Source organism: Lacihabitans sp. LS3-19, assembly GCF_024343575.1.
Lineage (GTDB): Bacteria > Bacteroidota > Bacteroidia > Cytophagales > Spirosomataceae > Leadbetterella.
This window is the reverse complement of the sequence record NZ_RJUA01000130.1, coordinates 17,652-29,520: the sequence shown is the minus strand read 5'-3', so window position 1 is coordinate 29,520 and position 11,869 is coordinate 17,652. Positions and strand designations below refer to the sequence as shown.

Sequence of the window (11,869 nt, the reverse complement as noted above, 5' to 3'; positions counted from 1 at the left end):
TCTTTTTAAGTGTTCAAATGAATGCTTTTTAAAATATAAAATTAAATTCCCAAAATGAAATCATTGTTCTCAGTTTTTATAATTTCGGTTTTATTTTCTACAAATGCCTCTTCACAGTCAAAACAATATCTAAAAGAAGAAGCAGATGAGTATTTTAAAGCAGGAAGATATTGGGATTCTTTTTTCCTTTATCGTGATATTGCTAAAATCCCTGAATTCCAAGGTGATTTATCTGTAGAAAACCAGATAAAAAACAGCTCCAAAGCTATGTATCTTTGGAAAAAAACCGAAGATTACCGTGCCATTAGAAAATATGACATTGCAAAGAAAAACCTAAGTGATTTATTGGCTATCAATCCTTATGATCCAAATAAAGACTTACTGCCTAGACTTACACTTGAACAAGCCAATGAATTGAGACGCTACGCTTTGTCACAAAAATCTTCGCAGGCTGTTTCGGATATGCTAGCGAGGGCGGTTAAACTCTACCAATTGGCTTTAGATGAAGGCATAAAAGACGAAATGGTCTTTTCATTGATGAAACAATGTGAGAATGTTTTGGAGAAAAATCAATATTCTGAAATCAAACAGCCAACTTCGTATGGCATCAATTTCGAAAAAGAAAAAGATGCACAAAGAACACGGACAGTTGAAATAATCAAAAACTTATAAATTTTATGGATTGAAAATTTTCTGTTATCTTCAACGGAAATATTCAACCCTTTATGACATTTATATACCTCATTCTTGCAGTTATTTTGATAATTGTAGGTATCACCAAGTTTAAAATACACCCCTTTCTATGCCTTTTTGCAGTTGCCGTAATATATGGATTAGCTGTGGGCATGCCCATTCAAAAAATTCAAGAATCCATAAATGATGGTTTTGGCAAAACCCTTGGCAATATAGGATTGGTTATAATTTTCGGAGTTATCATAGGCACTTTTCTTGAAAACACCGGAGCTGCATTAAGAATTACTCATGCTATACTAAACCTCATTGGACCAAAAAGAGTTAGCTGGGCAATGGCCTTGATGGGGTATATTATAGGCATACCAGTTTTTGCGGATTCAGGCTTTGTAATATTGAGTACTTTAAACAAAACACTCACCAAAAAAGCAAATCTATCAATTGTTGGCACTGGAGTAGCTCTTTCTATGGGTTTAATGGCGACCCATACCATGGTGCCACCAACGCCAGGACCAATTGCTGCGGCGGGTATAATTAATGCACAATTAGGCCTTGTTATTTTATTGGGATTAATAGTAAGTATAACTTCACTTGTACCTGTTATTTTTTATACCCAATATATTGGAAGAAAATACTTTATAAGCCCTGAAACCAATATTGAGGAAAACGAGAATACTAATTCTCACTCACCTACTCTTTTCAAATCGGTCTTGCCTATCATTATTCCTTTATTGTTAATTGTCTTAAAATCTTTTAATGATTATAAACATTTCCTCGGTGATGGATTTATTTCAGAAAGTGTAAATTTCATTGGTAGTCCTACGATTGCCTTAGCTATTGGGATTCTTTTGGCTTTTTTATTGCCTAAAAAACTCGAGGAAAAGATGCTTTCAAGTAAAGGCTGGATAGGCAAGTCAATTATAGATTCTGCTGAGATATTAATGATTACTGGAGCCGGTGGTATATTTGGTAAAGTATTACAAAACAGTGGATTAGGAGATATGATTGGTCAAAACTTTAGTGAATTAAATTTAGGTCTTTTACTTCCTTTTTTATTAGCAGCAACCATAAAAACTGCACAAGGATCATCTACAATTGCAATAATTACGACAGCCTCCATTATCTCTCCCATGTTAGACAAACTAGGCCTAGACACCGAAATATCTAAGGCTTTGGTAGTTTTGGTGATAGGTGCTGGGTCGGCGGTTATTTCACATGTAAACGATAGCTTCTTTTGGGTAGTTACGCAATTATCAGGAATGAATGTACCAACAGGCTACCGCTCACATAGTTTGGGCTCAGCTCTTTTGGGTATTTCAGCTTTGCTGATATGCTATTTAATAAAATTCTTCGTTTAAAGCCAGCCGAGAAGTTTTTCTAAATAATGAAATTCAATGCCAAATTGAGCTTTCAAAGCATTTATTTCATCGATTTTCTGTGTTTTCTTTTCTTCTGATATACCTTTAAACACAGCAGTAATCATGAGATTTTTGGGTGTATGTTCGGAATTGATAAATTCAAAGACTTTGGTTTGATAGCCACAAGCTTCTAAAATAAGAGACCGAATTAAATCTGTCAAGTTTTCTGAAAGACGTTCTTCTAGTATCCCGAATTTTGTAAGCAGACTCAATTCTCCTTGGGGTTTTATCTGTTTCCTAATCTGTTTGTGACAGCAGGGAGCTACCATTATTAATTGCGAATGGGAATTTATTCCTTTAAAAATCGCTTCATCAGTGGCGGTATCACATGCGTGCAAGGCTATTAAAACATTTGTATCGTCTATGTTGGATTTTTCTATGGTTCCTTGTCTGAAAGACAAACCACTAAACTCAGCTTTTTGAGCCAATTGATTACATAAATCAACCATATCTTGGCGATATTCTATACCGCTTACTTTGGCCTTTTTCCCTAAAGTTCGGGTAATATAATCATACATAGCAAAAGTCAAATAACCTTTCCCTGAACCCATATCTGCAATTACAAAATCATCCTTAAGGTTGGACGACTGAATAGCCTGAGAAAAAAACTCTAGGTATTTATTTATCTGAATAAACTTATCTTGTTTATCTGTCTTTAGTTTTCCTTCTGCTGAATATACGCCCAACAACCTCAGAAATGGCGTATCCTCTACCATTCGATTTTTAGCTTTGTTGTGGCTAAGTTCTATTTTTCGAGGGGCTTCTATCTCTTTTGTGACCAATTTCGACTTGCCTTTTTTATCAAATATCAAATGATAAGATGCGTGCGTTAAAAACAAATCAGCTTGAAGAAATTGTTTTCCTAACAAATTATTAAACAATTCCTTAGCCTCCTCTAAGGTGTAATTTTTAGTAATATCTTTTGTTGGATATCTAAAATTGAATGAAAGTTTTACGCCTTCTTTTGTAGCAAATAGCTTTATATATATTGCTTTAATTTCATTATCAATAATATTTTCAGAATTTTCTTTATTTTTAAAAGAAATTGTAATTTTCGAAATTATATTATTTTCAAAACTTTCTGAAAATACAGTAATAAATTGAATTAGCTTATTTTCCAATGGGAATTGTTTTATTCTTTTAGCAAAAATAGGGTAAAAAAACTCAAACTTAGAACCTGCCTTTGTTTTTAGGTTACAAAAATAGAATTTCAGAAATTACTTTCTTAGTCGCAGATAACCGCCAAGTATAGATACGGGAGCAAAAATGAGTATTGCAAGGATTTGTGTCCAATGGCTTCCCTCTGATTTTGACATCGAAAAAGCAGCAAAACCTGCAATAATTGCCGCCAAAAAATAATTCATATCTAGACTTTTTGATTTACTTATCAGATTAACAACAAATCCTGCCAAAACCGAATATAAAATACCACAAATGGCGGCAAGAATCATAAAATAAAGTGAGGCCTCAGCGTGAGGTTTTTGTCCGGCAAATCTAAATAATGCAACGGAGAAAATAACAAAAACTGCATATCCAGCGATTACACTTAATGGTTTCTTTATCATTTCATTTATACCTAATTAATATAAAAATTCCGATCCACGGAGATTTTATTGCCCTTAATTTTTTTCCAATCTGTGGTTGGATAAATAAACTGTTCTTTATCATCGATTGTTACTTTGACAGGCATATTAAAGCCTGCAACAACGTTTTCCCATCTAAAACTAATAAGTCCTTTAGACACTTTCTTCGCCAATTTAGGTATTTTAGTACCTCTTAAATATTGATCAAATACTTTCGAAAAATCAATCCCAGCTTGCTCTGAAATATAATTTTCAATCTGAGCAGTAGTAACTGTTTGATGATAAAAATTAGAATTCAACCCTCGCAATATTTGTCTAAATTTCTCATCATCGTTTATAACTTGTCTAATCGTATGTATCATATTGCCACCTTTATAATACATATCACCAGAGCCACGCTCATTTACATCATATATTCCAATAATTGGAGCATCATTCTGAATGTTTGATCTAGTACCTATAACATAATCTCTTCCAGCCTCTTTTCCCCAATAAAACTCAGTAAATAAGGTCTCGGAGTAATTTGTAAAACTCTCATGAATCCACATGTCGGCGATATCTTTGTAGGTGATATTGTTGGCAAACCACTCATGTCCACTTTCATGAACAATTATAAAATCCCATTTACTACCCCAGCCTGTGCCAGACAGATCCCTTCCGAGATATCCATTTTTGAATTTATTACCATAAGTTATACTACTTTGATGCTCCATACCCAAATAAGGCACTTCCACTAACTTGTAACCATCTTCATAGAACGGATACGGTCCGAACCAATATTCAAATGCCTTGAGCATACGAGGAACTTCCAGGAATTGCTTTTTTGCTTTATCAAGGTTTTGCGGCAAAACATAATAATCTACCGAAAGTGGCCCTTTTTCCCCATCAAAAGTTTCTCCCCAGTTTACATAATTCCCAATGTTTACATTTACACCATAATTATTAATCGGGTTTTTAATAACCCAATCAGTAGTTCTCAATCCATCTGAACTTATACACATTTTCTCCATTCTTCCATTAGAAATATCTCGAAGACTATCAGGTACTGTTACCGAAATCCTCATGCTATCCACTTCATCATACATGTGGTCTTTGCATGGCCACCAAACACTTGACCCTAAGCCTTGGCAAGAAGTGGCTATAAAATCCTTTCCATTTTTATCTTTTGTCCAAGAAAAACCACCATCCCATGGTGCACGTTTTGCCACTAATGGTTTTCCAGAAAAATATACTTTTATTTCTTCAATATCACCAGCAATCTGGGCCTTTTTCAGTCTAATAAAATATGCATTTTGGCCTTTTTTAGTAAAACTTAAATTTTCACCATCTTGCTCAATTCGAGAAATAAACATAGGTGATTGGAGATCAATTTGAAGTGTTTGGCTTGGTGTCAAAACTTTGTATTTCACAATATTAAAACCTGAAATAAACTTATTTTTTGGCTCAACTTTTACATTCAAAGCATAATATTGTAAGTCCCACCATGCCCTTTCTGGTGTTATGCTGCCTCGAAGGGTATCATCCAAAGTGAATTTCTTTTGGGAGAAACCCAAAGAATAAATAAGGACAAAAAAGAGAAAGAGTATTTTTTTCATTGAATTAAAATAAAAAAGCTTAAACCATGCATCCCTAAAATTAGAGGAATAGTTTAAGCTTTAAAAATAAATTTAAATATTTCACCAAGTCTTCTTTTTGTAGCCTGAAACTGCAAAATAGATAAGATACAAATACAAAGGCACCATCACCCAATAGGCCGATTGTGTACTGTACATATCAGAAAACTTACCATAAAGCAAGGGTAGCAATGCCCCTCCTGCAATCATCATAATCAATAAGGCTGAGGCAAATTTGGTAAATTTACCTAATCCATCTAAAGCCAAAGGCCAAATAGCTGGCCACATAATGGCATTAGCCAAACCCAACAAAGCAATACAAAAAACTGAAGTAAAGCCTGAAGTAAAAATTGCTAATATCGTAACAATCAAACCAAAAATAGAAGAATATTTAAGCCAAACATGCTGCGATACATATTTTGGAATAAGAAAAATACCCATAATATAGCCTAACATCATAAACCATAAAGTATAAGTTCCAAAGTCTTTGGCCTCCTCTGCCGGAAAACCTAAAGATATGCCATAGTTAATAATTGTATCTCCTGAAATTACCTCCAAACCAACATAGACAAATAAAGCTATTAGTCCCAGAATCAAATTTGGGAATTCAAAAACACTATTTTTGGCTGAATTACTTTCGCTAGTTCCTTCTTGTTCTTCAGATACCTCTGGTAAGCCTTTAGAAAACAAAATAACAACTGCCAAAACCACCAAAACAACTGTTAGAATCAAATATGGCATGATCACCTTATCTAACTGCTCAGCAGTAGTCATTGCTCCAGCAACTGTTGAACTACCTACTAACAGTAAACCGCCAATAACTTTTTGAGAAATAATCCCCGCGGTTTTGTTTGCTATCCCCATCAAACTGATTCTTTGAGCTGCACTTTCACGAGGTCCAAGTATTGTTAAATAAGGATTAGAAGCTGTTTGTAACAAAGTAAGACCTATACCGATAGTAAACAATCCACCTAAAAACAATGGATAGGATTCCATTTTGGCAGCTGGCACAAAAATCAAAGTTCCGATAGCCATTATAAATAAACCTAGAGACATTCCTTTTTTAAAACCGACTATTTTGAGCACTGCAGACGAAGGAATAGCCATGACCGTATAGCTAATAAAAAAGGCGAAAGTTACCAAGTAAGAGCTAGAGTTATCTAAACCGAAGGCGTTTTTAAAAAAGGCTATGAGCGTGCCATTGACCCAAGTGACAAATCCAAACACGAAAAACAAAAGACCAATAATAATCAATGGTCCGATATAAGATTTATTTTCTTTCATAAAATTAGGGTTTTTAAATTTTTTTAAAAATAGGAGAATAATTTTAAATTAAGAAATATATAAACCCAAACAACAAAAAAAGACCTACACTTTTTTCAAATGCAGGTCTTTATGGTTGTTCATTTAAGAATTTAAACTTTAAAAAGCCTGAATTCCAAAGCAACTCTGGTTAAATCTTCTTCTTCATTTACCGCAAGGCCATGAATAAGGTGTGAGGAGAAAAACAAAACCTGTCCATCTTTTACCTCAGCTCTTTCGAGCGTTTTGCTACCTCCCCACTCTTTTATCATTCTTACTCTATATTTATTACCTTCTACCACTCCTCCATCAAAAGTCCTCAATATCTCACTTTCTTTTAGTTTATGACTACAAGGCACCATCGGCAAGGAAGAATTTTCTGTTACACCTGCAATTGGTATCCATAAGTTTACAAATGGCGGTATGTAATTGTTTTTATCAACTTCCTCATAAATATCTTTGTGAGGTGGGTTAAAATCATTTGATTTTGGTCTGTTAATTCTTACAATTATATGAAGTTTTTCGCCCAATTTTGGATCAACATCTGTAAGCTCAAAACCTAATATCTTTTCGAATTTAGGTTTCATTTCTTCTATCGGAAAATTAAAATCAGCAGAAAACAAGTCACGGGTTTTTCTAACAATTTTAAAATGATCTTCTGAAGACTTAACAAAATGATGGTAGGTTTCTAAAGTAAAACCTTCGGGAGAAATATTCAATTCTTCCTCTACTATCTTTTTAACAGAAGCAGTAAGGCCTTCTTTTAAAAATGAAAACTCATCATTTGTTAGGAAATCAATAGAGGCGTATCCTTTGTTGTACCAAGGTTGATGAAAAACTATATCTGTATCTTCATTTGATAAAACATTTTCGATTCCAGAGCTAAATTCTGGACAACCATCAATAGAAACATTGTAGGTTTTATTACTAATGGCAAATTCTGTAGTGGGCATAAAAAGTTTATAAAGGTCTTATACAAAAATATTTTATTTTTTATTTTTGAAAAAATTATTCAGCCAATTTCTTGGAATAATAACATAAAAAATAAAAAAAATAAAACGTGAAAAGTCTATTTTTTAAATTAAGATTATCTCTTTAATTGCCCATTCTAGGTTTTGAACTAGAAAATAAAACAAATGACCATTAATATTAGAATTGAAATAACAAACCAATATCTCAAAAAAAAACTTTTTTTTACAAAAAAAATAGAAATCGAAATTTACCAATCAATGATTTCTAAAAAGCAAAATTCAAACTATTCATTTCATTTTTTAAACTTTTAAAATCAAATCCTCGTTTTAAATTCAAAACAATAAAACAAACTATGACCCGATTATTATTTATTCCATTAATAGGTATAAATTTATTAGCTTCCGACTGCACTGGTAAGACCTTAGATAGTCCAAATATCATTAATTCTACAGACAGTACAATTGCTCCAGTTGAGACCAAAGACCCAAATGCAGATTTTAAACCAGCTTTTGTAGGTCAAACTCGTGTAAGTGGAGTAAAAACTTCCGCTAAATATGAAGTAAAGATTTTAAATGAAGAACTAAGCTCTCCTTGGGGATTAACATCTTTGCCAGATGGCCGATTCTTAATTACAGAAAAAGCAGGAAATCTTAGGATTGTGAAACAAAATGGAGAAATGAGTGCAAAAATTACTGGTTTACCCGCTGTTGATGAAAACGGGCAAGGTGGACTTTTAGGAATTACGCTAGATCCAGACTTTGAGTCAAATCGTATGGTTTATTGGGCATTTTCTGAAAAAGTAAGTGGCGGCAACCATACTTCGGTAGCGAAAGGCCGATTAAGCAATGATGAAAGCAAAATAGAAAATGCCTCAGTAATCTACAGAGCCACGCCTGCTCACAAAGGAAACCTTCACTTTGGTGGAAGAGTATTATTTGACAAAAATGGCTATTTATACCTGAGCACTGGCGAACGCTCTGATAAAGTAACCCGCCCACAAGCTCAACAAGTAAACTCAAGTCTTGGTAAAATCATCAGAATCACAAAAGATGGCCAACCAGCTCCTGGAAACGCATTGGCAAGTATGGCCGGTGCTAGACCTGAGCTTTTCTCTTATGGACACAGAAATGTACAAGGCTTAAGTCTAAACCCAGTAGACGGAGAGCTATGGTCCAATGAGTTTGGACCAAGAGGCGGGGACGAGATAAATCATGTTGTATCTGGCAAAAACTATGGCTGGCCAACTATAACTTATGGAATAGAATATGCTGGAGCAAAAATAGGCGATGCAATCCAACAAAAAGAAGGAATGGAGCAACCTATATATTATTGGGATCCTTCTGTTTCCCCTTCTGGAATGACATTTTATAGTGGAAATGTAATTCCTGAATGGCAAAACAATCTTTTTGTAGGTTGCCTTAGCGGTATGCATATCGCTAGGTTGGTAATAAAGGACAATAAGGTAATTGGAGAAGAAAGACTCTTAACTGAAGAACTTCAAAGATTTAGAGATGTACATCAAGGCAAAGACGGTGCTTTGTATGCCGTAACTGATCAGGGCAGGTTGTACAGGATTGGGAATTAATATAGTTGATTAATACACGTCAATATCGTAAAATTAAAAACAAAAAGACCAACTAAGTGCTGGTCTTTTTGTTTTATAATAAATATTTAATCCCAAAGAAGGTGTTTTTCAATTTTAGAGAAAATTAAATTTATGCGAGTTAAATTTTAACTACTTCGGCATTTTCAAGTTTTGAGCTTACAATTAATTCTCTTGCATATTTAACATGTCCAGCTGGGGCCATCACATAGAGCTTACTTTTCTTTATTTTCGCTAACTCATCCAATAATATTAGATTAGTATAGTTGTCTTCTGCAGTTTCGGTTTTTAATGCTAAATGAAAATAATATTTTGTTTCTTTATTTATGCCTGTAACATCAGGAGAAAACTTCTCATTATCACTTTTCCTTTGAAAAGCAAAAGGATTTTCATATCCATCTATCTTTGCCTTAATATTATTAAATCCAGCCTCTTTTGCCCATTCCACAGTTTTTTCAACATACTTTAATCTAATCATAAACATATTTTATTGGTGATGCCTCAAAGATAATAAAAAATATTGAAAAATCAAAACAAAAGACACGAAAACCAAATATTATTCTGTTTAAAGAATAAAAACTTAACTAATATTCCAAAATCAAATATTAAATTTACCTGACAAAATTAACTAATTTATTTTTTCCAATTTTCAATAAATCACTTTTTATGAAGATACAAAGCCGATGCTGCAGCAAGGCTTGTATTCATAACAGGGCTCATGTCTCCACTTGACATAATATTGGTGTAAGATAAAACTCTACCTCCACCGTTTCCAGCTTCAGCAATATAAACGGTTTTTGTTTCGCCATCGTAAGCTACATCAACTGGGTTTCCCATCAAACTCATGGCTCCAGCTACTCTTATTTGGTTTGACATTGTCAATGTTCCATTGTTGCTAACACCATTAAATTTACTTTTAAAACCGGTTATTACCTGAAAACCACCATCCGTTTGGGTGTTAGTTGCATCGCCAATATCCGTAAGCACCATGGTATCAGTAGATTCGTCATAATCTAAGCCGTGAGTTCTGACAATTCCTTCTATAACGACTCTTTTGCTCGCACTTAAAGATGCATTAGACATGTTATTTAGAAAATTCGAGAACACTGCCAATTCATTATCGGCATCAACTACTGCATACAAATCGTTTCCGATAAATGTGATTCCCCATAGTTTAAAATCTGTAGTAATCACATTTCTCAATTTAAACGAATCTCCAGTTTTTTGATAGACAAACAATCTACCGTCTAATGTTGCGGCATTTTTATCTACATCTGCATTGTCAACAACTACAAAATAATCGCCATTTACTGCCATTTCTCTTGGGCTTTCCATGTCATTTGAACTTTTAAGAGACACGTCCAAATTCAAAATTCCGCCTAAGCTTATATTTGCTCCTAATTTGAAACCCTCAATATTTTTATCTGTTCTTGAAACCTGAAAAACCGTATTCGAGTTTGCGTCAAAATAAACGCCATCAGCAGCAGAAGCACTTGATGTAAAAGTAGTAGCTGAACTGCCAGAGTTTTTCAAATCATAAGCCGAAATGTCCCCATTTGAGTTATTGGATGCATATAAAACCGCCGTTGTTGAAGTTTGCATACCGGGTGTCATGTCTGTATCATCCATTTTTTCGCATGATGCTAAAACGACCAAACCAGTAAAAAGTGCAAGAATTTTAAAATGCTTTTTCATAGAAGTAATTTTTAGTTTTAATAATTTTAACTTTTCCACATTTACGACTACTAACCAAAATTGGATTAAAAAAATAAACGTTTTTTTTATTTAAATTTCATTAGACTAAATTTTGGAAATGGAAACATCAGAATTGGATAAAACAAAATGCAAAGTAGAATTAAGAAAAAAATGAATTCATTATTCTATACATTAATAAAGAATTTCGTCGTAAAACAAACCGCTTTTTGAGTGAGCAAAAAAAAGAGCTAATTCAAATAATCATGAAAAAGCTCTTTCAAAACAAACAAAACTTGTATAAGTCTAATTTTTACTAAAGACTGAAATTTTACTTTTTGAGCCGTCTTCAAAAACAGCTTCAATGCCAACTATTCCGAATTTGTGATTTACATAATATATGATTTTTTGTAAGCCTGGCAAACCCGTTCCCCTTTCTTCTATCGCATAAACTTTAATATCAAAAAAACCATAAGCATAGTCATCTGTTTCAGATTTTGACACAACATCCCTTACAACAGTTTTCCCATTTATCTCACCTTCGTATTTGTCACCTACTTTAGCGTCAAATTTTATCAAAGTAAAATACTCCCCATTGTAAACAGATTGAATTCCCTCTGTTGTGACTCTACCTGCTATATCCAATTCAGCCACATTGCCATTTACATTTTTTAAATATGGAAAAGTATCTTTCCATTTAAGCAATTTTTCGTCTGTGACAGAAATTTTAACTGTGGTTGTAGATATTCCCTCACCTACTGAACTAACTTTTGCCTCAGAAACACTTAGACCACCAACACCTGTATAAACACTAAAGGTATTTCCCAGCTCTGATAAAGCTAGTGGGTCACCAGCAATTGGTTTTTCGGGAGTTACTTTGGAAGTATCACATGAAAACAAGGATACCAAAGTCAGTATTGCAATTAGATTTTTAGCTTTCATATTGTCATTGTTTTATACCTTTAACTTACATTGAATATTTTAATAAAACTATGA

11 protein-coding genes are annotated in these 11,869 nt (G+C 33.6%); 3 read left to right on the top strand and 8 right to left on the bottom strand.

Translation table 11 applies throughout. The features are described 5' to 3' along the window. The first annotated feature begins 54 nt into the window (after positions 1-54). Together EGI22_RS23005 and EGI22_RS23000 are read left to right on the top strand one after the other, a co-directional pair. Positions 55-672, top strand: coding sequence for a hypothetical protein (locus EGI22_RS23005; protein WP_255070979.1), 618 nt, complete (start codon positions 55-57; stop codon positions 670-672). A gap of 53 nt (positions 673-725) precedes the next feature. Further along, a complete protein-coding gene (locus tag EGI22_RS23000) occupies positions 726-2,048 on the top strand; it encodes a GntP family permease (RefSeq protein WP_255070978.1) in 1,323 nt (440 codons plus the stop codon). Here the strand turns inward: EGI22_RS23000 and EGI22_RS22995 are convergent. From EGI22_RS22995 to EGI22_RS22975, 5 genes are all read right to left on the bottom strand, one after another. Then, positions 2,045-3,229: an SAM-dependent methyltransferase gene (locus EGI22_RS22995; protein WP_255070976.1), complete on the bottom strand. Its 1,185-nt coding sequence runs from the start codon at positions 3,227-3,229 to the stop codon at positions 2,045-2,047. The two genes, EGI22_RS23000 and EGI22_RS22995, sit on opposite strands and share 4 nt — an antisense overlap. 96 nt (positions 3,230-3,325) lie before the next feature. Beyond that, positions 3,326-3,673, bottom strand: a complete 348-nt coding sequence (locus EGI22_RS22990; RefSeq protein ID WP_255070975.1) for a hypothetical protein — start codon at positions 3,671-3,673, stop codon at positions 3,326-3,328. Between the two features lie 11 nt (positions 3,674-3,684). Then, positions 3,685-5,286, bottom strand: a complete 1,602-nt coding sequence (locus EGI22_RS22985; RefSeq protein ID WP_255070974.1) for a M1 family metallopeptidase — start codon at positions 5,284-5,286, stop codon at positions 3,685-3,687. 81 nt (positions 5,287-5,367) lie between these two features. Further along, positions 5,368-6,588 carry a sugar MFS transporter gene (locus EGI22_RS22980; RefSeq protein ID WP_255070973.1) on the bottom strand — a complete coding sequence of 407 codons (1,221 nt, stop codon included), beginning with the start codon at positions 6,586-6,588 and terminating at the stop codon, positions 5,368-5,370. Between the two features lie 131 nt (positions 6,589-6,719). Beyond that, positions 6,720-7,559 carry a phytanoyl-CoA dioxygenase family protein gene (locus tag EGI22_RS22975; RefSeq protein WP_255070971.1) on the bottom strand — a complete coding sequence of 280 codons (840 nt, stop codon included), beginning with the start codon at positions 7,557-7,559 and terminating at the stop codon, positions 6,720-6,722. Positions 7,560-7,930: 371 nt separating this feature from the next. Between EGI22_RS22975 and EGI22_RS22970 the strand changes: the two genes are divergently transcribed. Then, the gene (locus EGI22_RS22970; protein WP_255070969.1) at positions 7,931-9,163 is read left to right on the top strand and encodes a PQQ-dependent sugar dehydrogenase; all 1,233 of its coding nucleotides are present in this window, start codon (positions 7,931-7,933) and stop codon (positions 9,161-9,163) included. Between the two features lie 139 nt (positions 9,164-9,302). On the opposite strand, the gene EGI22_RS22965 is transcribed toward EGI22_RS22970, so the two are convergent. The 3 genes from EGI22_RS22965 to EGI22_RS22955 form a co-directional block, all read right to left on the bottom strand. Beyond that, positions 9,303-9,659: a hypothetical protein gene (locus EGI22_RS22965; protein ID WP_255070968.1), complete on the bottom strand. Its 357-nt coding sequence runs from the start codon at positions 9,657-9,659 to the stop codon at positions 9,303-9,305. 179 nt (positions 9,660-9,838) lie between these two features. Further along, the gene (locus tag EGI22_RS22960; protein WP_255070967.1) at positions 9,839-10,876 is read right to left on the bottom strand and encodes a hypothetical protein; all 1,038 of its coding nucleotides are present in this window, start codon (positions 10,874-10,876) and stop codon (positions 9,839-9,841) included. A 303-nt stretch (positions 10,877-11,179) separates the two neighbouring features. Continuing rightward, positions 11,180-11,815, bottom strand: coding sequence for a hypothetical protein (locus EGI22_RS22955; protein WP_255070966.1), 636 nt, complete (start codon positions 11,813-11,815; stop codon positions 11,180-11,182). Positions 11,816-11,869: the final 54 nt, after the last annotated feature.

Coding starts and splice junctions, on each gene's coding strand:
- EGI22_RS22985 (WP_255070974.1), bottom strand. CDS start 5,286: ATGAAAAAAATACTCTTTCTCTTTTTTGTCCTTATTTATTCTTTGGGT.
- EGI22_RS22975 (WP_255070971.1), bottom strand. CDS start 7,559: ATGCCCACTACAGAATTTGCCATTAGTAATAAAACCTACAATGTTTCT.
- EGI22_RS22970 (WP_255070969.1), top strand. CDS start 7,931: ATGACCCGATTATTATTTATTCCATTAATAGGTATAAATTTATTAGCT.
- EGI22_RS22960 (WP_255070967.1), bottom strand. CDS start 10,876: ATGAAAAAGCATTTTAAAATTCTTGCACTTTTTACTGGTTTGGTCGTT.
- EGI22_RS22965 (WP_255070968.1), bottom strand. CDS start 9,659: ATGATTAGATTAAAGTATGTTGAAAAAACTGTGGAATGGGCAAAAGAG.
- EGI22_RS23005 (WP_255070979.1), top strand. CDS start 55: ATGAAATCATTGTTCTCAGTTTTTATAATTTCGGTTTTATTTTCTACA.
- EGI22_RS22990 (WP_255070975.1), bottom strand. CDS start 3,673: ATGATAAAGAAACCATTAAGTGTAATCGCTGGATATGCAGTTTTTGTT.
- EGI22_RS22955 (WP_255070966.1), bottom strand. CDS start 11,815: ATGAAAGCTAAAAATCTAATTGCAATACTGACTTTGGTATCCTTGTTT.
- EGI22_RS23000 (WP_255070978.1), top strand. CDS start 726: ATGACATTTATATACCTCATTCTTGCAGTTATTTTGATAATTGTAGGT.
- EGI22_RS22980 (WP_255070973.1), bottom strand. CDS start 6,588: ATGAAAGAAAATAAATCTTATATCGGACCATTGATTATTATTGGTCTT.